This is a genomic window from Pelagibacterium sp. (genome assembly GCF_965249125.1).
Classification (GTDB): domain Bacteria; phylum Pseudomonadota; class Alphaproteobacteria; order Rhizobiales; family Devosiaceae; genus Pelagibacterium.
Genome location: NZ_OZ252217.1, coordinates 241,106 through 266,512 on the forward strand (window position 1 = coordinate 241,106; position 25,407 = coordinate 266,512).

The 25,407-nt window shown below is 57.7% G+C and carries 27 protein-coding genes; 19 read left to right on the plus strand and 8 right to left on the minus strand.

From position 1 onward, the window contains the following. Positions 1–9 precede the first annotated feature (9 nt). From ACP148_RS01225 to ACP148_RS01235, 3 genes are read left to right on the plus strand one after another with little or no spacing between them, the layout of a single operon-like run. On the plus strand, positions 10–1,647 hold the full coding sequence (locus ACP148_RS01225) for an ABC transporter ATP-binding protein (RefSeq protein ID WP_421949974.1): 1,638 nt from the start codon (positions 10–12) through the stop codon (positions 1,645–1,647). A gap of 26 nt (positions 1,648–1,673) precedes the next feature. Further along, a complete protein-coding gene (locus ACP148_RS01230) occupies positions 1,674–2,597 on the plus strand; it encodes an ABC transporter permease (protein WP_421949973.1) in 924 nt (307 codons plus the stop codon). A 14-nt stretch (positions 2,598–2,611) separates the two neighbouring features. Beyond that, positions 2,612–3,490 (plus strand): ABC transporter permease, encoded by an 879-nt coding sequence (locus ACP148_RS01235; RefSeq protein WP_421949972.1) that lies wholly within the window; start codon positions 2,612–2,614, stop codon positions 3,488–3,490. A 74-nt stretch (positions 3,491–3,564) separates the two neighbouring features. Here the strand turns inward: ACP148_RS01235 and ACP148_RS01240 are convergent, their stop codons facing one another. The 3 genes from ACP148_RS01240 to ACP148_RS01250 form a co-directional block, all read right to left on the minus strand. Next, on the minus strand, positions 3,565–4,227 hold the full coding sequence (locus ACP148_RS01240; protein WP_421949971.1) for an aspartate/glutamate racemase family protein: 663 nt from the start codon (positions 4,225–4,227) through the stop codon (positions 3,565–3,567). A 79-nt stretch (positions 4,228–4,306) separates the two neighbouring features. Continuing rightward, the gene (locus tag ACP148_RS01245; protein ID WP_421949970.1) at positions 4,307–5,008 is read right to left on the minus strand and encodes a molybdate ABC transporter substrate-binding protein; all 702 of its coding nucleotides are present in this window, start codon (positions 5,006–5,008) and stop codon (positions 4,307–4,309) included. Position 5,009: 1 nt separating this feature from the next. After that, the gene (locus ACP148_RS01250) at positions 5,010–5,690 is read right to left on the minus strand and encodes an RraA family protein (RefSeq protein WP_421949969.1); all 681 of its coding nucleotides are present in this window, start codon (positions 5,688–5,690) and stop codon (positions 5,010–5,012) included. 105 nt (positions 5,691–5,795) lie between these two features. On the opposite strand from ACP148_RS01250, the gene ACP148_RS01255 reads away from it, so the two are divergent. The 3 genes from ACP148_RS01255 (at position 5,796) to ACP148_RS01265 (ending at position 7,991) form a co-directional block, all read left to right on the plus strand. After that, on the plus strand, positions 5,796–6,746 hold the full coding sequence (locus tag ACP148_RS01255; protein ID WP_425033002.1) for a LysR family transcriptional regulator: 951 nt from the start codon (positions 5,796–5,798) through the stop codon (positions 6,744–6,746). Between the two features lie 59 nt (positions 6,747–6,805). Continuing rightward, the gene (locus ACP148_RS01260) at positions 6,806–7,600 is read left to right on the plus strand and encodes a hydroxypyruvate isomerase family protein (RefSeq protein WP_421949967.1); all 795 of its coding nucleotides are present in this window, start codon (positions 6,806–6,808) and stop codon (positions 7,598–7,600) included. A 97-nt stretch (positions 7,601–7,697) separates the two neighbouring features. Beyond that, the gene (locus tag ACP148_RS01265) at positions 7,698–7,991 is read left to right on the plus strand and encodes a hypothetical protein (protein ID WP_421949966.1); all 294 of its coding nucleotides are present in this window, start codon (positions 7,698–7,700) and stop codon (positions 7,989–7,991) included. A gap of 240 nt (positions 7,992–8,231) precedes the next feature. Here ACP148_RS01265 and ACP148_RS01270 read toward each other — a convergent pair whose 3' ends face one another. From ACP148_RS01270 to ACP148_RS01280, 3 genes are read right to left on the minus strand one after another with little or no spacing between them, the layout of a single operon-like run. Next, the gene (locus ACP148_RS01270; protein WP_421949965.1) at positions 8,232–8,588 is read right to left on the minus strand and encodes a RidA family protein; all 357 of its coding nucleotides are present in this window, start codon (positions 8,586–8,588) and stop codon (positions 8,232–8,234) included. Between the two features lie 32 nt (positions 8,589–8,620). Further along, the gene (locus tag ACP148_RS01275) at positions 8,621–9,244 is read right to left on the minus strand and encodes a helix-turn-helix domain-containing protein (protein WP_421949964.1); all 624 of its coding nucleotides are present in this window, start codon (positions 9,242–9,244) and stop codon (positions 8,621–8,623) included. Between the two features lie 30 nt (positions 9,245–9,274). Further along, positions 9,275–10,285: an Ldh family oxidoreductase gene (locus tag ACP148_RS01280; RefSeq protein ID WP_421949963.1), complete on the minus strand. Its 1,011-nt coding sequence runs from the start codon at positions 10,283–10,285 to the stop codon at positions 9,275–9,277. A gap of 339 nt (positions 10,286–10,624) precedes the next feature. On the opposite strand from ACP148_RS01280, the gene ACP148_RS01285 reads away from it, so the two are divergent. The 8 genes from ACP148_RS01285 (at position 10,625) to ACP148_RS01320 (ending at position 21,068) form a co-directional block, all read left to right on the plus strand. Further along, complete coding sequence (locus tag ACP148_RS01285; RefSeq protein ID WP_425033003.1) at positions 10,625–12,193, plus strand: ABC transporter substrate-binding protein; 1,569 nt, start codon at positions 10,625–10,627, stop codon at positions 12,191–12,193. 21 nt (positions 12,194–12,214) lie between these two features. Further along, on the plus strand, positions 12,215–14,233 hold the full coding sequence (locus ACP148_RS01290; RefSeq protein ID WP_421949961.1) for a hydantoinase/oxoprolinase family protein: 2,019 nt from the start codon (positions 12,215–12,217) through the stop codon (positions 14,231–14,233). Further along, positions 14,166–15,959 (plus strand): hydantoinase B/oxoprolinase family protein, encoded by a 1,794-nt coding sequence (locus tag ACP148_RS01295; protein WP_421949960.1) that lies wholly within the window; start codon positions 14,166–14,168, stop codon positions 15,957–15,959. The genes ACP148_RS01290 and ACP148_RS01295 overlap by 68 nt, the downstream gene beginning before the upstream one ends. Before the next feature lie 71 nt (positions 15,960–16,030). Continuing rightward, positions 16,031–16,876: an ABC transporter permease gene (locus ACP148_RS01300; RefSeq protein ID WP_421949959.1), complete on the plus strand. Its 846-nt coding sequence runs from the start codon at positions 16,031–16,033 to the stop codon at positions 16,874–16,876. Between the two features lie 9 nt (positions 16,877–16,885). Then, positions 16,886–17,887 carry an ABC transporter permease gene (locus tag ACP148_RS01305; RefSeq protein WP_421949958.1) on the plus strand — a complete coding sequence of 334 codons (1,002 nt, stop codon included), beginning with the start codon at positions 16,886–16,888 and terminating at the stop codon, positions 17,885–17,887. 4 nt (positions 17,888–17,891) lie between these two features. Beyond that, positions 17,892–18,917, plus strand: coding sequence for an ABC transporter ATP-binding protein (locus ACP148_RS01310; RefSeq protein WP_421949957.1), 1,026 nt, complete (start codon positions 17,892–17,894; stop codon positions 18,915–18,917). After that, positions 18,914–19,891 carry an ABC transporter ATP-binding protein gene (locus tag ACP148_RS01315; RefSeq protein WP_421949956.1) on the plus strand — a complete coding sequence of 326 codons (978 nt, stop codon included), beginning with the start codon at positions 18,914–18,916 and terminating at the stop codon, positions 19,889–19,891. The genes ACP148_RS01310 and ACP148_RS01315 overlap by 4 nt, the downstream gene beginning before the upstream one ends. A gap of 10 nt (positions 19,892–19,901) precedes the next feature. Beyond that, complete coding sequence (locus ACP148_RS01320; protein ID WP_421949955.1) at positions 19,902–21,068, plus strand: M20 aminoacylase family protein; 1,167 nt, start codon at positions 19,902–19,904, stop codon at positions 21,066–21,068. 375 nt (positions 21,069–21,443) lie between these two features. Here the strand turns inward: ACP148_RS01320 and ACP148_RS01325 are convergent, their stop codons facing one another. Continuing rightward, a complete protein-coding gene (locus tag ACP148_RS01325; RefSeq protein WP_425033004.1) occupies positions 21,444–21,884 on the minus strand; it encodes a hypothetical protein in 441 nt (146 codons plus the stop codon). Between the two features lie 671 nt (positions 21,885–22,555). On the opposite strand from ACP148_RS01325, the gene ACP148_RS01330 reads away from it, so the two are divergent. Next, entirely contained in the window at positions 22,556–22,798 is a 243-nt protein-coding gene (locus tag ACP148_RS01330) for a hypothetical protein (RefSeq protein WP_425033005.1), read from the plus strand. A gap of 47 nt (positions 22,799–22,845) precedes the next feature. Here the strand turns inward: ACP148_RS01330 and ACP148_RS01335 are convergent, their stop codons facing one another. Then, positions 22,846–23,346, minus strand: a complete 501-nt coding sequence (locus ACP148_RS01335) for a hypothetical protein (protein WP_425033006.1) — start codon at positions 23,344–23,346, stop codon at positions 22,846–22,848. A gap of 278 nt (positions 23,347–23,624) precedes the next feature. Between ACP148_RS01335 and ACP148_RS01340 the strand changes: the two genes are divergently transcribed. The 4 genes from ACP148_RS01340 to ACP148_RS01355 all read left to right on the plus strand — a co-directional run bounded on the left by ACP148_RS01340 (position 23,625) and on the right by ACP148_RS01355 (position 25,359). Next, the gene (locus tag ACP148_RS01340) at positions 23,625–23,912 is read left to right on the plus strand and encodes a hypothetical protein (RefSeq protein WP_425033007.1); all 288 of its coding nucleotides are present in this window, start codon (positions 23,625–23,627) and stop codon (positions 23,910–23,912) included. Positions 23,913–24,197: 285 nt separating this feature from the next. Then, complete coding sequence (locus ACP148_RS01345) at positions 24,198–24,383, plus strand: hypothetical protein (protein ID WP_425033008.1); 186 nt, start codon at positions 24,198–24,200, stop codon at positions 24,381–24,383. After that, the gene (locus ACP148_RS01350) at positions 24,373–24,513 is read left to right on the plus strand and encodes a hypothetical protein (protein ID WP_425033009.1); all 141 of its coding nucleotides are present in this window, start codon (positions 24,373–24,375) and stop codon (positions 24,511–24,513) included. Before ACP148_RS01345 ends, ACP148_RS01350 begins: the two co-directional genes overlap by 11 nt. 87 nt (positions 24,514–24,600) lie before the next feature. Next, positions 24,601–25,359, plus strand: coding sequence for a hypothetical protein (locus ACP148_RS01355; RefSeq protein WP_425033010.1), 759 nt, complete (start codon positions 24,601–24,603; stop codon positions 25,357–25,359). The last annotated feature ends 48 nt before the right edge of the window (positions 25,360–25,407 follow it).

Sequence of the window (25,407 nt, forward strand, 5' to 3'; positions counted from 1 at the left end):
AGTATCTATATGCCGCACACCCAACTGAAAGAGCCGGCCGTCAGCGTCGAAAATCTCAACATCGCCCTGCCGGTCAGTCCTCCCATGGAGCTGGTCAGGAATATTTCGTTTTCGATCGACAAGGGTGATTATTTCGCCCTTGTCGGAGAGAGCGGAAGCGGTAAGAGCATCACCTGTCATTCCATGATGCGACTGTTGCCTTTCAAACCCAAGATCAGCGGTCGCATCATCATTGATGGAAAGGACGTCTGGAGCCTCGGTTACAAGCAATTGGTGGAGTTCCGCCGCAAATCGGTAGGCATGGTCTTTCAGGACCCGCTTGCTGCTCTCAATCCGGTCCGCACCATCGGCTCGCAAATGCTCGAAACATTGCGCATTTACTATCCGCAGGCCGATGCCGATGAACTGCGCAACAGGGCCATTGCCGCTCTCCGGGAGGTGCATATCCCAGAGCCCGCCTCGCGCCTGGGTGTCTACCCTCATCAGCTTTCAGGCGGGCTCAACCAGCGCGTCATGATTGCATTGGCACTTCTGGGCGACCCGCAGCTCTTGATTGCGGACGAGCCCACGACTGCCTTGGACATGAGCGTCCAGGCAGAAGTACTCGATCTCATCGACGAGTTGCGGCGCAAGAATGATCTCACGGTTCTGCTTGTGACCCACGACCTTGGTATCGTACGCGACAGGGCCACGAACATCGCCGTGCTCCAGCGCGGTGTGATGGTCGAGCAGGGCCCCGCCAACGAGGTTACCTCGTCACCTAGAGCAGAATATTCTCGTGAACTTTTCGAAGCATCTTCGGTCGAATGGCCTGGACGCGACACTGTCGAGCGCAAGAACACGCCGGTGTGCCTAAGCTTTGCGGGCGTCAACAAGACCTTCTTTGCATCCAAGCGCGACCGTAAGATGGGAGTCGGCATACCGGCGGCAAAGAACCTGTCGTTTGAAGTCCGCGCCGGTGAAATCGTGGCTTTGATTGGGGAAAGCGGATCCGGCAAGACCACCGCCGCCAAGATGGCCATGGGGCTGGAAACGCCCGATACAGGACAGGTCGTCGTGCATAAGAGCCCTAACGACCCCTCCAAGCCACTGAACATGCAGATGGTCTTCCAGCACCCGCGCGATTCCCTCGACCCTCTGATGCGCGTCGAAGACCAGCTGCACGAGGTGCTTTTGGTGCACGGTTGGCGCGACAAAGCGAAACGGCGTGCCCACATTCTCAAGATCATCGAGGACGTCGGGCTCGAGCCACATGTCCTTGATCGCCGACCGACCTACCTCAGTGGCGGCGAGGCCCAGCGTGTGGTGATCGCGCGCGCTCTGCTCCTTGAACCCGACATGCTTATCGCCGACGAACCACTTTCGGCCGTCGACGTCCGCATCCAGAAACATATCCTGGACTGCCTTCATCGCTTGCGCGACCGGCTTGGTATCGCAATCCTGCTCATCACCCACGACTTGCGCGTCGTGTTCGAAATCGCGGATCAGGTCGTAGTCCTGCGTCGCGGTCGGGTGGTTGAAGATGTCCCCGTGTCCTTGTTCACGGATGGTGCCCGCGATGAATACACCCAGACGCTGATCAACGCAGTGCCAGGCAAGACGGCGGCAAGAACACTTGATCCTACCCCCCGCGCGGCCTTGGCCTAGTACCAGCCTTCACGAGGATAGATATCGTGACACTAACATTGAGACTGCTCCGCGCAATCGTATCGCTTTGGGTTATCGTGACGCTGGTTTTCCTCGCGCTGCGAGCCACGGGCGACCCGATCACCGCGATATTTGACCCCGACAATACTACCCAGGCGGCGCTGGATGCCTATCGCGTCCAATGGGGCTACAGCGGCACGATATTCGAGCAGTATGTGGTTTATATCGGAAACATCCTACAGGGAGATTTCGGATTCTCCTCGATGTCCAACCGATCCGCCGCGAGTGTGGTCTTCGAGCGACTTCCGGCGACCCTGCAACTTGTCGGATTAAGCACCCTACTGATGATTGTCGTGGGTTTGCCAATCGGGGCGCTTGCTGCGCTTAACTCCGGCGGTCCGCTCGACCGGCATGTGATGAACTTTACGACCGTGGGCTTCGCCCTGCCCAATTTTGTTCTGGGGCTGGTTCTTATCCTGATACTGTCGGTCAATATGCGTTTGCTTCCTTCCAACGGTTCGGGGTCCTGGCAGCATCTGGTCATGCCCGTTCTCACGATCGGGCTTTCCAAGGCCGCAATCTTCACGCGTTTTGTTCGCTCGTCCATTCTGGACGCGGCCAAGCTCCAATGCGTGGTATCCGCCCGAGCACGCGGGGTGGGGGAGTTCGAGATCTTTTGGCGCCACATCGTGCCCAACGCCGTGCTCCCACTGGTGACCATCACACCGCTGCTCGTTGGCGCGATGGTTGCAGCCAGCGCCGTCATTGAATCGGTATTCGGTTGGCCCGGGGTCGGGCGGCTCATTGTGGAGTCCGTTGCCCAGCGCGATCTGGCGGTTCTCCAGCTCATCATCATGCTGATCGCATTCGTCATGATCGCGACAAATCTGATCGTCGATCTGTCTTACGCCAAACTCGACCCGCGCACTGCAGCAGCAGGCGCCCACTGACCCGGAGTGCAACAATGTCCGATGTCACGCCCGCACAAGCTGACTCAGCTGTGGCAAAATCCCCACGGTTCAATCCGATGCTGCTGCCTTTGGGCGTCCAGTTGGCGATGGTCTGGATGCTGATCTGCCTGGGCCTCATCCTTGTTCTGCCACTGATCGTCTCCCTCGACGTTAACGCGATCAGTCTGACGGCACGCCTGCAGCCTCCTGTCTTTTTTGGCGGAACTCTGGACCACGCCCTGGGGACCGACGATCTGGGACGGGATGTTCTGGCGCGTTTGATTGCCTCGCTGCAAACGAGTTTGTCCATTGCATTGGCGGCGACCGTAATTTCCGCCACGCTCGGAACCCTGATCGGTGTCGTTTCGGCGCATTTTGGAGGCTGGATCGATCAGTTCATCGTTGCGGCGGTCGACGCGCAGGTGTCGGTCCCCTTCATTATCATCTCGCTGACCTTGACCGCGATCTTTGGCAATAATTTCCTTCTGTTCATATTCATCCTGGGGCTGTTTGGCTGGGAGCGGTACACCCGTCTTGCTCGCGCCATGACCCTGGCGTCGAAGGGGCGGGGGTATGTGCTGGCCATGCGAACACTCGGCTTCCCATGGAGGCGCATCTACCTGCGCCACGTTCTGCCCAACATCGCAAGTTCGCTGCTGGTGACCGCCACGATCACGTTTCCCGAGGTCATTCTTCTTGAAACCTCGCTGAGCTTTCTCGGCCTTGGTATTCAGCCCCCAATGACCAGCCTGGGGAATATGCTTGGATTTGGTCGCTCCTATCTGCTCACAGGATGGTGGATCGCGGTTGCTCCGGCCCTCGTGATCTTCCTGTGCGCGCTAGCCGTCAGCATCATTGGCGATTGGGCTCGGTCAGTCATTAGTAGGATCTAACCGACCTCAAATGCGCAAACAAGTTCGGCCCGCAAGCGTTGCTTGCGGGCCGTTTTCAGTTCACTTTGGAAGAGCTAGCGGGACAGCAACTCACGAAGCCGGGAGACCGCCGCACCGGGGGCCGACAGAACCGGCACTGTCGTTTTCTCTGAAAGAGCTCGTGCAGCGCGCGACGTGGAAAAGTGCGCCAGCATGATTGTATCAAACGTGCTGAGTTCTTCGGCGTTCTCGGCGATGAGCCGGTTGTGGGTCTCGGCATCTCCGGCACGCAGTGCGGCCATGGCCGGCTCAACGACAATGGTGGTCAGCTTGGCCCGCGCACCAGTTTCGGCCATGAACTCTTTAAACTCAGCTTCCATTGTAACGACGGAGGGCCGGAAAGTTGCCACCATGGCGATGTTCTCGCCTTTGTTCAGTGCAGCCCGGAACATGGCTTCATTGGGTTTCAGGACAGGGACGGGCAGTTCTCCAGCCAATCGATCGATAGCCGGCCCAAAAGCCGAGCATGTAACAAGGATGGCGTCGGCTCCGATGCCATGTCCGTAGCGACCGAACGAGACAAACCGCTCGATCATCTCCGGAGTGAGGTTTTGGGTCAGGGCCCGATCGGGACTGAGGCTGTCGTCGAGCAGGTTGACCAGTTCAGGCTCTTCCCAAATAGCTCTGAATGCATCCTCAATGGGCTGGACGGCGACGGGAGTGGCGTGAAGCAATACAATGCGCGGCGGTTTGGACATTTGAGTCTCCTTGGACATGACGAGCAGCACTCCCGCCTGGAGGCGGGAACGCTGCCGACTTCAAGAGGTGGTGAGTGGCTCAGAACCGCAGTTTGAGACCGCGATTTTCATAGCTGCTCCGTGCTCGTGAACTCGATAACAGCTCGATGAACTTGCGCGCTCCGTCGCGATTGTCTGCTTGCGAAAAGAGGGCGGCCGAGAAATCGGTGGTCTGTTGGCAATCGGGAGGGAGGGGACCAGCTATTGTTACCCCCTCCACCGCGCGCAGTTCGCTCATTTGCTGGATAGCGATGGCGGCCCGCCCCGATGCGGCCTGCTCGGCCGTCAGGCCCGCGGGAATGACCATGGCCTTGCTGCGCACAGCATCACCAATACCGAGGCGATCGATAAGGGATTCAAAATAGATCCCACTTGCGCCCGCCCGCGAGTAGCAGAGGTTCGGAACCGACAGCAGGAGCGCGACCAGATCATCGGCGTCACGCAGCGGAGGCGTGTCCATTCCCGGAGCGATTGCAATGCCAAACTCAGCCTGAACAAGCGGTAGGATCGAGTCCGGCTCGACAATTCCGCGCTCGGCAAGCTTGGAAATGGAATTGTCGATGGCAAATATCCCGTCGGCGGTTTCTCCAGCCTCGATGCGGTCCATCAGTTTGGCAGTCGGATCCCAGATGATCTCAGGGTGCTCCTCGGCACCGGGCAACAGATCCTCTTTGACTGCCTGCAAGATAACCAGCGCGCACATGAACCTGGTGGCTGCGGGACCGACCGTTTTAGCCGCCATTCTAGGTGTACTCCACGGTATATGGCGATGACGCTATCTTGTCTTCGATCCACTTGCGGTCCACCGTGCCATTTCTCACGCGGTCTCGCTGTGCGTTTTCCCCCGCCAGACGCTTATGTGCATCAGGGTAGATCGCTTCAACCTGCTCAAAGGGAATGCAAATGACTCCGTCGTCGTCCCCCAGGATCAAATCGCCGGGTTGAACGGCCATAACGCCCACCGCGATAGGGACATTGACATGACCCGGGCCGCTCTGAAACGGTCCGCGCAGGGTGATCCCTGCTGCAAAGACAGGAAACGGATGGTTGCGGACATGGCCGGAGTCGCGGATGGCTCCGTTGATGACCACCCCGGCGAGCCCGCGAGTTTCCGCATGGGTCAGCATCATTTCGCCCATGATGGCGTTGTCGAGGGCACCACCGGCGTCCACCACAATCACGTCGCCGGGCTGTGCCAGATCGATGGCTCGGTGGACAAAAAGGTTGTCGCCTGGACGGGTGGTGACCGTATAAGCGGGGCCAGCGAGGACTGTGCCACCCGCATGCATTGGGCGGATGGTCGCGGGTGCCGCCAATATGCGCGCCATGCAATCACCGACGACCGCCGTGGGTATGTCGCGGTATTTGGCGACATGGTCAGCCGAAACGCGACGCTGGGGCTGGTTTATCTTGAGGGCGTACATAGGGTGCTCCAAAAAAGTCTCTCTTACCTCTGCTATCCGAGCGAGAAAGGGAGAAAAAATACAGATTCCTGAGTATCAACCATAAAAATCTTGTATATGGGTAGCATGCGTGGATCCCTCGACATCAGGCGGCTGCGATACTTCTTGGCCACAGCGGAAACTGGGTCCATTTCGGCTGCGGCCCGGGCGTTGCATACTTCCCAGCCGGCACTGAGCTATCATATGGCCGAGCTCGAGCGTCTGACGGGCCATGTGCTGCTCTTGCGAGACCGCAGTGGGGTGTCGCTGACAGAGGCGGGAAGGTTGCTGCGCACGCATGCACGTCTCATCCTTGACCAGCTCGATTTGGCCGAAACTCAACTGGACGCGCTCGAACGGACCGGAGGGAGTCCCTTCGGCCGCGTGCGCATCGCCATCATCTCATCGCTCTCGGCGCGTCTCATACCGATGCTTGTTGAGCGGGTCCGCGCCGAAATGCCTGACGTGACCCTCCAGCTCGTGGAGGCGGGAACCAATGACATCACGGCTCGACTCGATCGTGGAGACGTCGACATGGCGGTCTATCTGGCAGCTGATCGCTCACGGTCCGAGCAACAGCTGGCCAGTGAGCAGCTCTATTTTCTCAATTTGGCGGATGATGAGAACAGATCTGGCAAGCCGTTGAATCTGATGGATCTCGGCTGGCAGCGCCTCATATTGCCAGCCGAGGGCAATCCTTTGCGCGATTTCGTGCAAGCCAGGGCGCGACAGCATGGCCTTCGTCTGGATGTGGTGCTCGAAGTGGATGGTCTCAATTCGCGTCTGACGGCGGTGGCGAGCGGGGTGGGAGGGACAATCGTTGGCGCGCAGGGAGTGAGCCAAGACGATCTCGGAACCGTCTACGCTATCCGCGAGATTGTCGAGCCTCGACTTTTCAGACCGATATTTCTTGGGGTCCGCGAGGACCTTGATCCGTATTTGCAGCGCCAGCTGGGCGGGCTATTGCGGGATTGCCTGCTCAAACTCAGTCTTGATCTTCCTACGGAGAGTGGTCAGTGCTCCAATCCTGTGATCTAAGTCAAATAAGAGACACTCGCTCATATTTGCTAAATGAATAACAAGGTAGGGTAATCGGAATGCTTCGTTTCGCTGCAAATCTCACGACCATGTATGGGGCCCTTCCGGTGCTAGACGCGATAGCTGCCGCTGCCGGCGATGGATTTGAGGCGGTCGAGTGTCGGACTGTCTTTGATTATCCCAAGGAAGAGGTGCGCGATGCTCTGGCCCGCCATGGCGTCACCCTTGTTCAGTTCAACTGTCCCATGGGCAATATGGCAGCGGGGGAACGGGGTTTGGCTTGCGTTCCCGGCAGAGATGACGCTTTTCGGGACTCCATCGTGCCCGCGATCGAATACGCCCGGGCCTTGGGGGTAGGGCAGGTCAATTGCGTTGCCGGGATTCCGGGCCCAGGCCATCACGACGCGGCGGAGATCGAATCGCTGATGATCGAGAATTTAACCTACGCAGCGCCACGCTTTGCGGATGCAGGGGTCAAGCTCCAAATCGAGCCGATCAATCCGGTGGACAACAAGGGTGTCTTCTTCACCAGAACCGACCAGTTCGAGCGCATCCACGAACGCGTTGGCAGCGACAACCTCTACCTCCAATACGACTTCTACCACTTGCAGATTACTCAAGGAGACCTGCTGCGCCATTTCGAACGCCTGCAGCCCCTCATAAACCACGTTCAGGTGGCTGGCGTCCCAAACCGCGATGAACCTGACAATGGCGAAGTCGCCTACTCCTTCGTCCTCTCCGAGCTCGAGCGCCTCGGCTACCAAGGCTGGGTCGGGTGCGAGTACGTTCCGGCTGGGACGGCGGCTGAGGGTCTTTCGTGGCTGGACGAGTACAGGCGATCAGCCACCATGTAAGTGCGAAAACTGAAGCAGCCGGCATTTTGGCGCTCGGATTCCGAGATCCTCCAGTTGCGAGGTGCGATGGTGTATGTCTCTCGACGGGGATGCCGTTATGAGCGTCGGCGGCGCCAGTTGCAGTGGGGCCATGGCTAATTATATTGGCAGCCTGCCTGACTACCACCGTGACGAAGCGTCTTCTGCCAATTGGGGCATCAGAGAACTGCGTTGCATTCCCCGCGCCGTCCGTCTGGTTGAGGTTGCGCGAGAGCGGTTTCGAATTGTGCTGGACGAGACACAGAAGCGGCGCACGGCGCTTCACGACCTCGCCACGGCTTGGTGGGAGAGTGGCAAGACCATACAGCCAGCGCGCGAGGCCTATTGGCTAAGCGATTGGCAAAAATCCTGAGATCGACAACGGATTTCCAAAGTTGAGCCTTCGGGTTTGTTCGGCCCTGCCTTTTATTTCATAAGCAGCCGAGACGTTCTGGCCACAAACGGTGTGACAGCTTATTGGTAATTTCGATCCGATTGCCGACGGGCAGCTTTCGGCCCCTTTGTTGTCTCTCATCCGAACTGACAGCAACTGGCGCCAGGGAGTGGCCGCCCAAGGCCGATTACATTTGCTTGAAGCTCTGTTCACATATGCCTATCGTGCAATTGCCGTGACCTGTATTTCGACACGCAACGCTGGATCGGCAAGCTTTGCCTCAACGCATACGCGGGCAGGGGCGTGCTCGGGAACGATCCAGCTGTCCCAGACTTTGTTCATCTCGTTATAATCCGAGATATCTGCCAGCCAGATGGTTGCCGAGATCATGTTTGACTTGTCACATCCCGCCTCAGCGAGAACGTCATCGATTGCTTCAAGGGTCTGCGCAGTTTGAGTCGCAACGTCGAGGGAGTTTTCACGAGCAACTTGACCGGCCAGAACGATGATATCGGAAGCGGAAGAATATCGCACAGCTTGGCTCATGCGCGATCCCGGTCTTATTCTTTTTACCATATGAGCTCTCCATTTTTTGTAGGTCGAGGAACTTAGCCCCTTAGCGGTGCGACAACCCTTGAGCAGATCCAGAGCACTTCGGCATCATCGTCTGAAGCTTTGAGCAAGGCATGGCCCATCGTGCTGTCAAAATAGACGCTATCGCCAGCAAAGAGTCGGGTGGGTGCGTAGAACTGGGTGTGCAGTTCGACCTCCCCGAACAGGACATAGACAAACTCCTCCCCTGCGTGCGACAGCATCTCGGGAAAGCTGGCAATGTCGTTGGCCTTGATCGTGGCGCGTAACGGCACAAACTGCTTGTTGGCAAGATCGGTACACAGCATCTGATAATCGTACTGATCTGTCGAATGGGCGATGCCTTCACCTTTTCGTGTAACGGTTCTGCGCCCCCCCACCGAGGTCGTCTGCCGCCTGGAAAACAAGTCTGCCACATCGACATCGAGCCCCTCGCTCAGGCTCAGAATCGTATCGTAGGTCGGCGACATCTGGCCGTTTTCGATCTTGGAAAGCGTTGAGGGCGCCAACTGGCAAAGCCGCGCGAGCTCGTTGAGCGTAAAACCACGCGCCTGTCGCATGAGCCGCAATGTTTCGGCTATTGATGAGTTGGGATTTCGCGCCGAACGCAACGCGATCGAGTGTGCAGCACCTTTGTTCATCAACAGCGACCAGTCTTTGTTTGCAAGCGATCAAGCTTGTGCCATTGCTTGGAGCGTCGCAAGGTTGTCCTTGGTAATATAGATGCCGTTTTCAAGAGCTTTCTTGCGGGCACTGTTGCGCCGATCGCCGGGAAGTCGGGAGACCTCGGCCCCCATCATCTTTTCAACCAAATTGGCCGCACGATCACCAAACCCCGTGGTTCCTCCGCGGGCGGGATCAATCAGCAGTATGAACTGGCCAGTGTGAGGGGTTTGTGCTCCGGCATATTGGGACCAGTCGAACTCGAACGAGAAGTTTCCGCCCGTCAAGGCTGCACCCAGGAGCTCAATCATCATCGAAATCGAGGAGCCCTTGTGACCTCCAAAGGTCAACAGCGCTCCTCCGTTCAAGACCGCTTGAGGATCGGTGGTGGGCGCGCCGCTGGCGTCGACGCCAGAGTGCTCGGGCAGGGCCTTGCCGGCGCGTGCAGCCATTTGCACGTCGCCATTGGACATAGCGGAAGTGGCCAGATCGAAAACCAGGGGATTGCTGGCGCCCCGGACGGGTGCTGCAAATGCAATCGGGTTGGTCCCAAAAAGGGGACTGCGACCATCAAAGGGCACGGTACAGGCAAAGCTGTTGACTGCTGACAGCGCCACGAGACCCTCACGCGCGAAGGGCTCTACATCTGGCCACAATGCACTCAGATGGTGCGAATTGCGAATAGCCAGAACGCAGACGCCTGTATCGCGCGCCTTTTCGATCGCAAGGCGTCGACCAGCCGCCAAGGCAACCTGGGCAAACCCGTTCTCGGCATCGATCCGACAAAACGATGGGGCGCTGTCCTCGATGATCGGCACTGCAGCTCCATTAACCCAGCCGCTTCGCAGCGAATCAATATACCCTTTCATTCGGAAAATGCCGTGGCTGTGCGACCCGTCCCGCTCGCACATGGCGCAGTTCTCGGCCAGGATCGCAGCAGCGTCTTCACGTACGCCGTTCCTCACGAAGATGGCCTTCAACAGGGCTATGAGGTCTGGGTAGGCGACAGCTGACTGCAAGGGGCGAGCTCCTCAAACAATAGGCGCGTTTTTCCGATAAGAAACGCTATATCCCGAAACCATGAGCCGACGCAAGTGCGATTGCAGGTGCGGTTCCACGGCGTAACTGGAACAGAAATGCCTGATATTTTATGCGCTTTGGCGCCAAGGACGGCACAGGCGGCCCCAGAATTTCCCTAGATCGAATTGACAGGGGGTGCAGAGCATGTACTATCGGAAACATCGTTTCCTTTAGGCGCGCTCTTCGAGGGGCGTTGAGAGCGCCCCACGCAGAAACGCGTGAAATCCATCTTGACGCCCGCAATCGAAAGGGAAATTCGAATGCGTATCGGAAACAGGATGAACAAGCCGCTCGCGGCGGCGTTGATGGCCGGCATTGCCGGATTGGCCGGACCCGTCCTCGCCCAGAACTCTGAATTGGTGGTCAACAGTGCTGTGGCGCCGAGCACGCTCGACCCTGCATGGGCTTGCGGCCTTCAGGAGATCAGCTTTCTTCAGAATTTTTACGTTCGGCTCGTCCAGCACGGCACCGCAGAGGGTCCTGAAGGTACCCGCGTTGTCGACTATTCCAGCATCGAGCCCTATCTCGCCGATTCCTGGGAGGTGAGCGAGGATGGTTTGACCTACACCTTCTACCTCAAGGAGGGTTTCACATTCGAAAGCGGCAATCCCGTGGACGCCGAGGCGGTTCGCTATTCCTTCCAGCGTGTCCTCGACATGGCCGGCTGCGGCCGGTTTTTCTTAACCGATGGACACATCGATCCTGTCATCTTTGACTCTATTGAAGCGGTGGACCCGCTGACGGTCGTCATCACGCTCAATAAGCCCAACGGCAATATGCTGGGCGATCTTGCAACTCATGCAGCCTCAATCGTTGATCCTTCGATCATTGAAGCCAATGGTGGCGTCGTGCCGGGGCAGCCCAATGAGTTCATGGCTGCAAATGTGACCGAATCCGGTCCCTTCCTGCTCGAATCCTATTCTGCAAATCAGAGCGCCCGGATGGTTGCCAATCCCGAATTTGCGGGAGAGGCCCCAGCCTCGGATGCGATCAGTGTGAACTGGATCACCGCGGCACCCACGCTCTTGCTACAGGCGCGCACAGGTCAAGCCGACATCACCTTCGGTCTTGCAAAGCAGGCGGTGAGCACCATGGGTAACAATCCGGGCACTCGTGTCATTGCTTATACGAACCCCTTTGTGCAGCAGATGATGTTGCCTAACACCAAGGCGCCCTGGGACAATGTGTTGTTCCGTGAAGCGGTAGCCCACGCCGTTCCTTACGAGGATATCGTCGAGCGTGTCGCTTATGGGTATGGCACACTCTATTATGGGCCCATCCCCCCAAGCCTTCCCGGCTTTAATGCGGAGCTGAGCCAGCCGGTCCCCTTCAACCTCGACCGAGCTCGCCAATTGATCGCCGAAATCGGCATCGAAACTCCCGTCGACATCGAGGTGATGATTCAGGAGGGCGATGCGACCCAGCAGCAGCTGGCCACGATATTGCAGAGCACTTGGACCGAGCTGGGCATCAATCTCAATATCCGCGTCGCTCCGGCAGCCGAGTTCCAGGACCTCTCCCAGAGCCATCAGGTTCAATCGCTGATGCGTCTTGATGGCCCGGGCGTGTTCGAAGTCGGGTACTACTGGGGCTATGACGCTGTCTGCGACAATCCCAACAATCTCACCGAGTATTGCAACCCCGAGGTCGATGCACTGGTCGAACAGTTGCGCGCGTCTTCCGATGAAGCCGAGCGTCAGCAGATCATGGATGACGTCACCGAGATATGGCGCTCGGAATTCCCAAAGATCCTCTTCTTTGAAGATCAGCCGGTTGTGGTGCTCAGCGATGCGGTGAGTGAGTTCACCTTCTCCCCGCTTCCCGATTACCGCTACTGGGCAAAATAGACTTTCCAGGAGAAAGAACGAATGGCTACGCGAATTGGTGTCGATATTGGCGGCACGTTCACAGATCTCGTCTATTTCGACGAGCGGACCGGCAAGACGGTGGAGGGCAAGGTTCCCACCGTGCCTTCCGCTCCCGAAGAAGGCGTGGTCAACGCGATCACACAGCATGTACCCCAAGACATCATCAAGGACGCCGAGTTCTTTCTCCACGGCACAACGGTTGGTCTCAATGCTCTTTTGGAGCGTCGGGGCGCCAAGGTTGGACTGATCACCACAACAGGTTTCCGCGACGTGCTTGAAATCCGTCGCGGCGACCGGGCCGAGATGTACAATCTGTTTTGGAAGCAGACCGAGCCTTTGGTTCCGCGTCGGCTGCGGCTTGAAGTGGATGGACGGGTGCTCGGCAATGGCAGTGAATACCGGCCCCTCGATGAGGAAAGCGTTCGCGCTGCCACAAAAAAGCTCATCGCCGAGGGCGTAGATGCTATCGCTGTCAGCTTGATCAATGCCTATGCCAATCCCGATCATGAACTGGCGGTTGAAGCCATATTGCGCAACGAAGATTTTGAGGGAGGCATCTCACTTTCCCACAAAATCTCGGGCGAATATCGCGAGTATGAGCGCACCTCGACGACGTGCATCGATGCTTTCGTGCGGGGCCGGATGTCGAATTATCTTCGGCGGCTAGACGGGCGCCTTCGCGAACTTGGGTTCAACGGCATATCCCTTATTACCCGGTCCGGCTCTGGATCGATGACGTTCGCAGAGGCCGAAGATCGACCCTTTGAAACGATCATGTCGGGGCCTGTAGGGGGCGCCCAGGGCGCCAGCGAATTGGCAAAGCTGCTCGGGATCAAGGCGCTTGTTACAGCCGATGTTGGCGGAACCAGCTTTGATACCGCGCTCGTGATCGATGGGCAGCCTCAGGTTCTGTTTGAAGGGGTGATCGACAACATGCCGATCCAGAGCCCATGGGTCGATGTGCGATCCATCGGGTCGGGCGGCGGTTCGATCGCCCATATCGATCCGGGCGGACTGATGCGCGTTGGCCCCCGGTCAGCAGGGGCTGTGCCCGGCCCGGCCTGTTACGGCAAAGGCGGGACAGAGCCAGCCATGACCGATGCCGCAGCTTGGCTGGGGATGCTTGGCCCGGGCGACCTTGCGTCCGGCATTCACCTTGACATCGACAAAGCGCGTCAAGCGCTGGAAGCGGTGGGCAGCCACATCGATCAGGATGTTGAGTCCACAGCAGCAGGCGTCATGCGGATATCTTCGGCTGCGATGGCCAATGCCATGCGGGAGATTTCTCTCGATCAAGGTCTCGACCCCAGGACCATCACACTGCTTCCATTTGGTGGTGCCGGTCCGCTCATGGGCACGCTGCTGGCCGACGAGCTTGAGATGAACCACGTCATCATTCCTCCCCTTGCCGGCAATTTTTCCGCATGGGGTTTGCTGGGCGCCGATATGGTCCAGTCAACGGCCAGAACGCGGCTGCTTGATTTCGTTCCCGGCGTACTCGAGGAGGTCAACGCCGTTCTGGGCGAGCTGTTTGCCACGCTCAAGGAGCGCAGCACCGCCCATGAGGACGCTGTACAGTCAGCGCGCTTGGACCTCCGTTATAAGGGACAAGAGCATACCCTTACGGTGGAAGTTGATGTGACGGGCGGCAAGATCACCGAGCCCGAGCCAGTTATTCTCGAGCGATTTATCTCTGAATATGGGCGCACATTCGGGGCAACGATGAACCAGGACGTCGAGCTGGTGTCGGTTCGCGCCAGCACAACGGTTCTTCTGCCACGGCGAGAGCTCAGCTATACGCCCAAACGCTCGGAAGGCGACAGCGACCGCACCATGGAGGTTTATTCCTTCGAGTCAAAGGCGCGCCTGCCGTTCAGGATCATACCGCGCAGCATAATATCGGGGCGGATCAGCGGCCCGGCCATCATCACCGAAGACACAACGACAACCTATGTCGATGTTCAATGGACAATCTCGAGCGGCAAGGCCGGAGAGATCATTTTGGAGCGGACACACTAATATGGTCAACAGACACGACCCCGTCGTTCACAACGCAGGCATGTTCGGTCGCAAAACGGAAGCGAAAGCCGATCCCATCACGACTGAAGTGATCCGACATGCGCTCAATTCCGCCGCCAACCAGATGAAGCGGGCGCTCATACGGACCTCGTTTTCGCCTATCATCTATGAGGTGCTGGATTTCGCGGTTGCAATTTACGACACGGAGATTCGGCTGCTGTCGCAGGCTCCGTCCCTGCCCATGTTCATGGGCACGCTATCCTTCTGCATTTCCGAGGCTGTAAAGGCCAATGGTGGACCAGAGACGCTCAATCCCGGGGATGCTTTGATTTACAACTGGCCATTCGGAACAGGCTCGCATCCCCAGGACATGGTCATCATCATGCCGGTGTTCCACAATGATGGGGAACTGATCGGATATACCGCGATCAAGGGTCATTGGCTCGATATTGGCGCCAAGGACCCCTATTGCACCGACACGACTGATGTCTTTCAGGAAGGGGTGATCTTTCCGGGGGTCAAGATCTACAAGCAGAACGTCCTTAATGAGGACGTCTTCCGAATGATCATGGCCAATACACGGGTCCCCCACATGGTCCGGGGCGATCTGGACGCTCAGGTCACGGCGTGCCGGGTGGGCGTTAAGTCGCTGCTTGAGGTGGTCGACAGATTCGGCCTCGACACCTACCGTTCGGCCATCGACGACATGTTCGATCATGGTGAGCGCATCGTTCGGTCTTACTTCGAAAAGATTCCCGATGGCCGCTATGTCGGCAAGGGCGAGATGGACAACAACGGCGTCACCAAGGACCGGATCCCGTTCGAGATCGTGCTTGAGGTTAGCGGATCAGAGGTAACACTCGACTTTTCGGGCGTCCCTGATGAACAGGTGGGGCCTACAAATTCTCCGCTTCCGACCACGATCTCGGCGAGCCGAGTGGCGATAACCATGCTGGCTGGATATGGTGAGGCGCCTCACGAGGGACATTTTCGACCCCTCAAGGTGATCACCCGCCCTGGTTCGATGTTCGATCCACTGCCTCCCGCGCCCTCCTTTATCTACGGCTGGCCTGGTCTGCAGTCTATCGAAGTGATCTACAATGCTGTCGCCAATGCGCTACCCAAAGCTGTTCCTGCGCAGTCTGGCGGATGTATTTGTTCTCTCGTGGCTTGGGGCCAGCGTGAAGAAACTCGGCAGCCCTGGGCTGACGGCACCCCGCTGCCGACTGGACAGGGGGCTTGGCATGGCGGCGATGGCGGGACAATGCTGCACATTGCTGAATCGGCCACCCGCTTTACTCCAGCCGAAGTGTGGGAGCAGCGCAACCCTTGGATTATCGAGCAGTTGGCCCTTGCCGAGGACTCGGTGGGGCCGGGTAAATGGCGCGGTGGGCCCGGGCTTAATCTCGATATCCGGATGACCGAAGACACGCTCATTACCACAGTCTTCGACCGCTCACTAAATGCCCCTTGGGGACTTGAACAGGGCGGGGAAGCGCGACCGAACAACTGTTATGCGCATATGCCGGACGGTGAGGTGCATTCAATCGCAAAGTCCACCCATTTCCACATGCCAAAAGACGCTGTGCTCAAAATGAAGACGGGCGGCGGTGGCGGCTACGGCAATCCTAAGGACAGGCCGGTGGAAATGGTCGAGCGTGATCTGGAAGACGGTTACATCACCGAGGCTTTTGCTCGCAAACATTATCCCCACGCCTTTGCCTAAGCCTTTGACCGGTGACGCGGTTTTCCCTCCGCGTCACCACCTCATATCCGACAAAAAAGAGGTTTGTGCTGGTGAGACGCATTTTTGCTCATTTGGCCCGTGATCATGAGTTGCTGTTGGGCGCCTTCCTCTTTGGCGTCATCATTTTTCTTGCCGTTTTTGGACGTCTGATCTGGCCGGTCGACCCCTTGCGGGTTGACGTCCTCAACTCGCTCATGCCGCCCAGTCTCGCCCATCCGATGGGGACCGACGATGTGGGGCGAGACGTCCTGGCGAGATTCATACAAGGCGCACAAGTCTCGATCGGTGTCGCCATCGGCGTCACTATTGCCGGAACCCTGATTGGTGGCACCCTGGGATTGGTGGCCGGCCTTGTCGGAGGCTGGGTTGATGCCGTTGTCTCACGAGCAATGGACGCCATCCTCGCCTTTCCGCCCCTGATACTTGCGATGGCCGTGGCTATTGGTTTGGGTCCGGGCATTCTGTCGGCGGCAATCGGCGTTATTCTGGCGGCTATTCCCTGGTATTACAGGCTCCTGCGCAGCGAGGTTCTGCGCCTGCGGACACTAATGTATGTCGAATCCGCTCGGGCACTTGGAGCCTCCAATTTGCGATTGATTCGGTTGCACATCCTGCCGCAGACCACGTCGACCATCTTCATACAGGCCTCCTCGGTTTTCAGCTTCTCGATCCTCACACTGGCGGCATTGGGGTTTGTTGGCTTGGGCATTCAGCCCCCCATCCCTGAATGGGGAACAATGATCACCGAAGGTCTCGCTTACGCGCTGACCGGCCAATGGTGGCTCGGGGTATTTCCCGGTCTTGGCATTTTTGCGCTGGCTGTATCGGCAAATCTCATAGCGGACCGGTTGCGCGACATCTATGACCCGAAGTCCGGCGCGCAGCTGTCGATATAGGAGCTGGCCATGATGAACTTTATCCTAGCCCGCATCGGTTCGGCCATCGTGACCATATTTGGAGCGTCAGTGCTGGCCTTTGTGGTTCTGCGAGCCGTTCCGACCAATCCCGCAAGATTGATCGCCGGGCCGTTCGCTAATGACGAGGTGATAGCGCAGGTGACCGCGAACCTGGGTCTGGACCAGCCTCTGCCGGTGCAATATTTCGACTACATTGTCTCGTTCTTTGGCGGCGATTGGGGGTTTTCTTATAGTGCAGGCCAGCCCGTTCTTTCCCAGATTACTGCCCGCCTGCCTGCGAGTGCGGAGTTGGCGCTGTACGCCTTTCTCTTTGCCTTTATCGGCGCGGTGCTGATCACCGTTCTCGTGAGCTTTCTCAAATCCCGCTGGCTGGACCGGCTCTTGCGGGTCATCTCGTTCGTCAGCGTCGGCATTCCGCCCTTTTGGCTGGCTCTTTTGTTCTTGATGGTGTTTTTCGAGCAGTTGGGATGGTTCCCGGGACCGGTGGGGCGGGGGCCAGCACCTGAGGTCATACCTACGGGCATTTACACGATAGATTATCTGCTGGCTGGCGACCTTTCCGGATTTGGAACCGCGTTCTATCACCTGACCTTGCCGGCCTTGGCCTTGGCACTCGGGCCGTTTGGCTATCTTGTTCGATTGCTGAGGGCCAATTTGCTCGATGTGATCAACGAGCCTTTCGTCACCGTTTTGCACGCCAAAGGTGTTGCGCCGATCTCCGCTCATTTCAGTCACATTCTGCCCAACGCGTTCATGCCAACGCTGACGGCGGGAGGGCTCATTCTGGCTCAATTGCTGGGCGGCAGTGTTCTGGTCGAGCGCATCTTCATGTGGCCCGGCATAGGCACCCTGGTGATCGATGGGATCCTGCGGCAGGACTATGCAGTCGTGCAGGCATTCATCATGCTGAGCGCCATTATCTATATTGGCGTCAATCTCTTGGTCGACATCTTGTACGGCTATGTCGATCCGCGCGTTCGCAGGAGCTGAGGCCATGGAAAACCTTTCACCCTCGCTACCGCTGCTCGAGATCTTGGGCCTCAAAACGTCTTTCAAAACCCCTCGCGGTGTTGTGCGCAGTGTTGACGACGTTTCCTTTGTCATTCCAAAGGGCCAGACTCTGGGTGTGGTGGGCGAGTCAGGGTCTGGAAAGAGCGTGACCTCACTTTCCATCATGCAATTGGTGTCACGAGGAGGCGGCCAGATTGATGACGGCCGCATCGTGCTCAACAAGCCAGGACAACCCGGTCTGGAGCTTACCTCGCTTGATGAAAAAGCGATGCGCAGGATCCGGGGCAACGACATCGCAATGATCTTTCAAGAGCCCATGACCAGCCTCGACCCGGTGTGGTCGATCGGTGATCAGATCATTGAGGCGATCCGCCTGCATCAGCAGGTGTCCCGAAAGGAAGCACGCGAAAAAGCAATCGAGATGTTGCGGCTCGTGGGCATTCCGGCTCCAGACAGCCGCGTGGATGATTATCCTCATCAGCTCTCGGGCGGAATGCGGCAGAGGGTAATGATTGCAATTGCGCTCTCGTGCCGTCCATCGTTGTTGATTGCAGACGAGCCAACGACAGCCCTCGATGTGACAATCCAGGCCCAAATACTGGACTTGATCCGACGCTTGCAGCAAGAAATTGGGATGTCGGTGCTGTTCATCACTCACAATTTGGGGGTGGTGGCCGAAATCGCAGATCGTGTTGCGGTCATGTATGCAGGCCAGGTTGTCGAAGAAGGGCCAGTCCGCGAGATCTTTTCAAGGCCACGACATCCTTACACTGTGGGACTTCTCAAATCGATACCTGGTGCCGCCCGTGAGAAGGATACAGCGCCGGCGAGCCGACTTGAGACCATCGGAGGCACACCGCCCAATCCCCTTGAACTGCCCAGTGGCTGCCGGTTTGCCCCGCGTTGTAGTCTTGCCGTTGATGCGTGCCGCTCCAGTGTCCCTCCGCTTTTCGACGTCGGGCCCGAGCACGGCGGACGCTGTATCCGCTGGCAGGAGGTGAGCAAATGAATACGGCTCCGTTGCTTGACGTTCGTGCTCTTTTTAAGCGGTTCCCGATCAAGGGATCGCCGTTCTCAAAGGAGAAAAAGGAAGTCCACGCCATTTCGGACGTCAGCTTTACGATCAATCGCGGCGAAGTTGTTGGACTTGTGGGCGAATCTGGCTCAGGCAAGACGACGATCGGGCGCACGATCATGCGACTTACTGACCCTACCGAGGGCCAGATCCTCTTTGACGGCACCGATATTGCGCAAATCTCCCAGCGCGAGATGATGGCGTTTCGGCGCAAGATTCAAATGATCTTCCAGGATCCCTTTGCCAGCCTCAATCCGCGACGAAAGGTCGGAGAGCTCGTGGCCGAAGGCATGGAAATCCATGGCCTCGGCAACCGCCAGGAGCGGCAGGCGGAGGTGAACAGGCTCCTTGAGCTCGTCGGACTGCCTGCTGATGCTTCACAGCGACATCCCCACGAATTTTCAGGCGGCCAGCGCCAGCGCATCGGCATTGCTCGGGCTTTAGCCGTATCGCCGGACTTTATTGTAGCTGACGAACCGGTGTCAGCGCTTGATGTGTCGGTCCAAGCGCAAGTGCTCAATCTGCTGCAGGATCTGAAGGAGCAATTGGGTCTCACTGTACTCTTCATTGCTCACGACCTTGCAGTTGTTGAACATTTTTGCGACCGCGTCATCGTCATGTACTTGGGCCGCATCATGGAAATAGCTCCTCGACGCCGCCTCTATGCTGCTCCGCAGCATCCCTATACCGAAGCGCTTCTTTCGGCTGCGCCGGCGCCAGACCCGGATCGCTCCGGTCAACGCATCGTTCTCGAGGGCGATATCCCGAGCCCGATCAACCCACCATCGGGATGCGTCCAGCGCACCCGTTGCCGGTACGCGATTTCTGATTGCGCCAAGATCGTTCCCCAGTTGCGCGAAGTTGCACCAGGACACTTCAAGGCCTGTATCCGCGACGATATTTTCTAGGATTATTGCCATGCCGATTCTCAATTCGATCATTGATGCGCATCAGGAAATCACGGCCTGGCGCCGCGATTTTCATGCCCATCCCGAACTTTTGTACGATGTCCATCGAACGGCGGAGAAAGTGGCGGAGCAGCTAGAGAGTTTTGGCGTCGATGAGGTGGTTACCGGCATTGGCAGGACTGGTGTGGTGGGCGTTATTCGCGGACGCGGCACAGGGCCAACAATCGGGCTGCGGGCAGATATGGATGCACTGCCCATCACCGAGAAGAGCTCGGCCTCTTACGCTAGTCAAAATGCGGGCCTGATGCATGCGTGCGGTCACGATGGTCATACGGCCATGCTGCTCGGGGCTGCACGATACCTCGCCGAAAACCGAGGTCTTGATAGCGATGTAGTCGTCATTTTTCAGCCCGCAGAAGAAGGTGGTGCGGGCGGTTTGGCCATGGTGGAGGACGGATTGTTTGAGCGTTTCGGGATTGATGCTGTCTATGGCTTGCACAATTTGCCCGGACTGCCGGAGGGATCATTCGCCACTTGCTCTGGCGCGATCATGGCCTCTGCAGATGAGTTCGAGATCGAAATTTCTGCGAAAGGTGGTCATGCCGCATGGCCTCACAATACGGTCGACCCGATCCTTGTAGCCGGGCAAGTGATTACTGCACTCCAATCGATTGTGGCGCGCAATGTGGATCCCCTTGCGTCAGCTGTTGTGTCGGTAACTCAGATGCACTCCGGGTCCGCTTATAACGTGATACCGTCAGAAGCGACCCTGCGCGGCACGGTCAGAACCCTTGCTCCACGAACACGTGATGTTGTCGAAGAGCGAATGAATGAGATAGTCACACATATTGCCGCGGGATTTGGAGCCACCGCAAAGCTTAATTTTCGCCGCGGCTATCCCGTCACGGTCAATGATCCGAATCAGGTGGCCTTCGCTTGCGACGTCGCTGCCAGCATTGTCGGTGAGGAAAAGGTTGAGCGCTTCATGACTCCGATGATGGGCGGCGAAGACTTTGCCTTTATGCTGGAGCGGTGCCCCGGCTCATATCTGTTCATTGGAAACGGCGACACCAGCGGGCTTCATACCGATGAATACGACTTCAACGACTCCATCATACCAATAGGAGTCAGCTACCTTGTTGAACTCGCCCGCAGTGCGACCTCTCATAGGAGATAAAGTGCTACGACTTCGTGGTCGACCGTCTGGAACCGGCGTGACGATGAATGGCAGCTTTCTCTGATTTCACGGCAGCACCGGACTGACCGCTTACGGCTCCCTGCCTGACACACCGAAATATGAACGAATGGCAGGTACGGGGCGGCGACCGGAGCCTGCCGAAGGGCGACTTTTGGGTCGACAGGCGAACGGCCGCTATTCGCAAATCCCGACCGAAACCCGACAGACAGCTTCCGGCCCCGACTTTGCCGTTCAGCAAGAAGTTCGGATCGCCCGCGTACTGGAAGGGCAACTTGCCGATACAGATTACCGTAGTTTCGCTGTGATGGCGTGTGAGGAGGCGACGGGAGCTAAGACAATTGAGAGAGTGATGCGTTATGCATCGTCAATCAGGTCGAAAATATCCTCGATGCTGGTTTCCCAGGTGCCACCGCCCTTCGTCGGTCGTGCATGGTCATCCCGCGGCCTGGGTCGAAGAGAAGGTATCCATTCCGGATCTTCGTGCTCTGAACGGTGAACGAGACGATCAGCGATAGCTTGGGCGGACGGCCCTACAGCATATCCCTCGCGTTCGAGGATGACGCGTGCCGTCTTCATCACGGCAACCATAGATAGACCACCGCTGTCCCCATCCAGCTCGCAGCGCAACGCACTGGTCTTGGCCAGCCAGAACGCGAGAGACTCAGACAAGGCGGCATCGACGACGCGCGGCTCGGGTGATCCTTCTTTCTTCTTGCGCTCACGGTACCGCCTGGCGCGCTCGGCCGCGTTCCGGCGCTGGCGGGCGGCGCGCTGGGATCGTGTCTCTTCAGGCATGGTCACCTCGTGGTCCGGCGTCGGCAATGATCGGGTAGTTTTATGAAAGAGACAATCACACCGCGTCACGCGTTCGCCGTCACGCTTTCCAATCCCCGTGAGGGACACTTGGGAGAAGGTTGGCCTCGATCACGGTCTTCTCTTGGGGGCGATGAGGCACGCGGCAGAAGTGGCTTGCAGAAACCTGGTGGAAGGCGGCCAGGTCTTTACCGGTGTCGTAAACAACCGGCGCTGAGAGCCTTCTGCGCAGTGGAGGGCGGTCTAGGCCTGTTAAACCAAACTTCTCGCCCGGCGGTCTCAATCCATCTCTACGGCGCTCTCGCCGCCGCCCGCCAAGACGCCGCCAGTTGACCTCATGCGCAAGAGTTCGAGCCAGCGATCCGCGAGGTCGCGACCGTTGCGGATCTTGCCTTGGAAGCGATCGCCATCCAGGCGCCCTCCATAAGTTTGGCGGGAGCGTAAGGTGGATCGACGTTCAGATCGAAAAGTTGGCGACCAAGCAGATCCCGGATGCCCCGGTCACGTCACCGCACCCGTCGACTGAGATTGTGCCGCTACCTGTAGATGCCGATCCTTGGGTCGAAGTCGTCGAATTTAGATCAAATACCGGCCATTGGATCCGTCGACCCTCAACGGTTTCGTGATATACAGCGCACAGGAGATCACATCACATGTTTGGACCCAGCAATAACGGAGACGATCTCGCCCTCGCTCTTTCGGCGCTCAACACTCTTGGTAGCGAACGCCGTGCTCGCAGCCGGGCGGATGCCCGCACGCGAAACAGCGTTGAACGCCTGGCCCAGTCCCACCGCGCCGCATTGGCGCGCATCGCCGACCTGGAAGCGCAGCTCAAGCGTGAGCGCAGCGCCCGCCTTGCTGCCGAGATGAACCTCGAGCGCGTACATCGAGCATAAAAAAGCCGGCGGTGCCGCCGGCCAATCTCCGTTTCGACCCGCCGCGATCAAGCGGTCCGCATCAGCCCCAACTCGTCGACGACATCGCGTAGGTATCGTCGGCGCGGTGCTGGTTGGGGGCGGTCGTAATTGGCGATCGCCTCGCGGTCGAACGCCAACACCCCCTTCATGGCCTGACCGCCGTGGAGATGCAGATCGATTGCACTGTCGCTTGCACACGCCATACGGCATAGCATTGGCCTGGGCATCACCCGGAGCCATTCAACAATCGATGGGTCCACCGCCTCGACCTGCTCGGGCCGGACGGAGCCGGCGGCAAGGCTCGCGGCAAGCTGTCTGATCGGCTCCATCTTAACACCCTTGTTTGGCACCTCCCGCTCGGCCTCGGCTGAGATGGCATCCTCGGCAATTTCGTATGGCAGTGGCGGCATGGGCGGCGATCCCATCAAGACGATCCTCCGAACCAGTCTCCCACTCTCGCGCACGATCCGCACGACCATTAACGCCATGGTCGCAAAGGCTGCTCTCAACATTGCAAAAAATCTCATCGCCTCATCTCCTTTCGACAATTGAGATAACAGCAATATCGATTCGAAGCGTGCATACGACAAGAACGATATCGGAACATTCAAATCGCAACGAATGGATTAGAGTTACATTTATTCGAAAAATGACCTTGAGATCCCAAGAATAGGCACCTGTGGCGCATGAATGCAATGTTGGTATCGAGGTGCTATGGCCTTAATTCATTATTCGTACTATTTTTTCTTGAAATCTGAATTCGGTTCGGCAATCTTTGTGTCTTGTGTAGACGCAAGGGTTTCTTATGCGCAGACCTGCTTTCCCCACCCGAGTACCCGCCTCAGTCGCGATTGCTGAGCCGCTGTCGCGGTTCGTCGATGGTCTCGTTGACTACCTCAATGACGAGGGCGACGTCGTCGTCCCCGAGGGCGTCACCGCAGCGGAGCCGGCACTGCCGTCCGATGAGGACTGGGATGATCCCTACGGCGAGCGCCGTATCGAGCAGGCACCGCGGGCCGCCGACTTGGTCGAGGCTGAAGATGAAGAATTGCCCGAGTTTCTCTTCGCCGAAACTTTTGGGGAAAAGCGCTGATGTTCGTATCCGCCGTCGTGCTTCGGCAGCGCATCCTCGCCCGCAAGAAGTATGCGGACGTCGCCAAACGCTACGGATCGGCCGAAGGCGCAGGCACCCAGTGATGACACCGTCCCGGCGTTTCGGCTCGTGCCCTTCTCAGCTATCACCGCGCTGGTCGAACCAAGGTCGGCGTTGCCTCTGTGTCGTGAACGATTTCTCGTCGACAGGCCCCAAAGACGTCGTCTGGCTGCGCTGCAAACGGAGCGACAAAAAAGACTACAAGGCCGTAGAAGGGCACGCCGCATGAGTTTTCCAGAACCCAGACTTCCAACAGATCCATGGGCGCGCCGCTGCTATGAACGGATGCCTCGTCAGCGGACGTTCGCAGAAGAAATGCAGTGGCCTATCGCGCAGGAAATCCTTGCATCGCTACTCGATGATGACCGCGACGCCATGCTGTCGGTCGAAGGGAGAAAAAATGAGCGCTGAACGTATCAAACGCAAAACGATCGGCAAAGATGGGCTCATGCGCGCCGAATTCGATATTGTTGCTGATACTCGGTCAGGCATCGGTGAAGAGATGGTGCAATTGAAGAAGCACTATCCACCAACTGGGTAGACGCAGTGGATATCCGATCTTATCCAGCTCGAGGACGGGTGCTGGATGTCGCGTAAAGCATAGCCTGTCCTGTGATTGAGTAGAACCATGCCCCAAATCTTGCTTGAAAATGATCCGATCGATGATCTTGAAATCGAGGAGATCATCACACGTGCTACAAAGCCTGACCATGCGCTGTTCGAGAGTGGTCGAGCTTGGGATTTCCTGCAAAATCTCAAGCTTCTGGAGCTGTTCGATGATCGCAAGATCCTCGATATCAAGCTCGGAATGCTACATTTCAAGCAACTGAAGGGGTTTCGCCCATTTCACACCGATGAATTTACCGCGCTTAGGTTCGGTAAATTGCTTAGTTGGGGGCTCCATAAGAAAATCGTTCGTCACCATGGTGGGGCTCTGCGATGGCGGCTGCTTCATTCGGAAATGCAGTACGAGATGTGTGGCCCCGCTGTCAGGCAGCGAGCTGTACGTGTGCGAAATGTCAAAGACTGCTTCGAAGCTGCTGAAGCGCATCAGATCTGGCAAAAGGAACTGAAGCGCCGCGAACGCGTGCGAGCGCGTTACGCCGAAAAAATGGCTGCGGAAGCTTCTGAGTATATCGACTTCATCATCGATGAGGCGCCCGAGACCAAACTGCCCGACCCGATCGCGAGTCTTGCGGTCGCCGATCATGACACCATTGCAGCGTGTCGTGACGTTATGATCATTGCGATGCGTGATCTCGGCGTCGAAGAATGTCGCAACGTCCACGGCCAATTGCGAAGAGCGTATCGAAAGGTTGCCGTAAAAGCTAAGCAGCAGAAAGAAGCTGACATGGACGCCATCGCCGATCTCACGGATTTTCTCTAAGGAGAACGTGTTCCTTGCAAGTTCCCCAACCGGTCCTTCGTTAGTACA

Excerpts from the sequence above, each read along its gene's own strand:
- ACP148_RS01225 (WP_421949974.1), top strand. The coding sequence starts at position 10 with ATGCCGCACACCCAACTGAAAGAGCCGGCCGTCAGCGTCGAAAATCTC.
- ACP148_RS01235 (WP_421949972.1), top strand. The coding sequence starts at position 2,612 with ATGTCCGATGTCACGCCCGCACAAGCTGACTCAGCTGTGGCAAAATCC.
- ACP148_RS01240 (WP_421949971.1), bottom strand. The coding sequence starts at position 4,227 with ATGTCCAAACCGCCGCGCATTGTATTGCTTCACGCCACTCCCGTCGCC.
- ACP148_RS01245 (WP_421949970.1), bottom strand. The coding sequence starts at position 5,008 with ATGGCGGCTAAAACGGTCGGTCCCGCAGCCACCAGGTTCATGTGCGCG.
- ACP148_RS01250 (WP_421949969.1), bottom strand. The coding sequence starts at position 5,690 with ATGTACGCCCTCAAGATAAACCAGCCCCAGCGTCGCGTTTCGGCTGAC.
- ACP148_RS01255 (WP_425033002.1), top strand. The coding sequence starts at position 5,796 with ATGCGTGGATCCCTCGACATCAGGCGGCTGCGATACTTCTTGGCCACA.
- ACP148_RS01260 (WP_421949967.1), top strand. The coding sequence starts at position 6,806 with ATGCTTCGTTTCGCTGCAAATCTCACGACCATGTATGGGGCCCTTCCG.
- ACP148_RS01265 (WP_421949966.1), top strand. The coding sequence starts at position 7,698 with ATGAGCGTCGGCGGCGCCAGTTGCAGTGGGGCCATGGCTAATTATATT.
- ACP148_RS01270 (WP_421949965.1), bottom strand. The coding sequence starts at position 8,588 with ATGGTAAAAAGAATAAGACCGGGATCGCGCATGAGCCAAGCTGTGCGA.
- ACP148_RS01275 (WP_421949964.1), bottom strand. The coding sequence starts at position 9,244 with ATGAACAAAGGTGCTGCACACTCGATCGCGTTGCGTTCGGCGCGAAAT.
- ACP148_RS01285 (WP_425033003.1), top strand. The coding sequence starts at position 10,625 with ATGAACAAGCCGCTCGCGGCGGCGTTGATGGCCGGCATTGCCGGATTG.
- ACP148_RS01290 (WP_421949961.1), top strand. The coding sequence starts at position 12,215 with ATGGCTACGCGAATTGGTGTCGATATTGGCGGCACGTTCACAGATCTC.
- ACP148_RS01295 (WP_421949960.1), top strand. The coding sequence starts at position 14,166 with ATGTCGATGTTCAATGGACAATCTCGAGCGGCAAGGCCGGAGAGATCA.
- ACP148_RS01305 (WP_421949958.1), top strand. The coding sequence starts at position 16,886 with ATGATGAACTTTATCCTAGCCCGCATCGGTTCGGCCATCGTGACCATA.
- ACP148_RS01310 (WP_421949957.1), top strand. The coding sequence starts at position 17,892 with ATGGAAAACCTTTCACCCTCGCTACCGCTGCTCGAGATCTTGGGCCTC.
- ACP148_RS01315 (WP_421949956.1), top strand. The coding sequence starts at position 18,914 with ATGAATACGGCTCCGTTGCTTGACGTTCGTGCTCTTTTTAAGCGGTTC.
- ACP148_RS01320 (WP_421949955.1), top strand. The coding sequence starts at position 19,902 with ATGCCGATTCTCAATTCGATCATTGATGCGCATCAGGAAATCACGGCC.
- ACP148_RS01325 (WP_425033004.1), bottom strand. The coding sequence starts at position 21,884 with ATGCCTGAAGAGACACGATCCCAGCGCGCCGCCCGCCAGCGCCGGAAC.
- ACP148_RS01330 (WP_425033005.1), top strand. The coding sequence starts at position 22,556 with ATGTTTGGACCCAGCAATAACGGAGACGATCTCGCCCTCGCTCTTTCG.
- ACP148_RS01335 (WP_425033006.1), bottom strand. The coding sequence starts at position 23,346 with ATGAGATTTTTTGCAATGTTGAGAGCAGCCTTTGCGACCATGGCGTTA.
- ACP148_RS01340 (WP_425033007.1), top strand. The coding sequence starts at position 23,625 with ATGCGCAGACCTGCTTTCCCCACCCGAGTACCCGCCTCAGTCGCGATT.
- ACP148_RS01345 (WP_425033008.1), top strand. The coding sequence starts at position 24,198 with ATGAGTTTTCCAGAACCCAGACTTCCAACAGATCCATGGGCGCGCCGC.
- ACP148_RS01350 (WP_425033009.1), top strand. The coding sequence starts at position 24,373 with ATGAGCGCTGAACGTATCAAACGCAAAACGATCGGCAAAGATGGGCTC.
- ACP148_RS01355 (WP_425033010.1), top strand. The coding sequence starts at position 24,601 with ATGCCCCAAATCTTGCTTGAAAATGATCCGATCGATGATCTTGAAATC.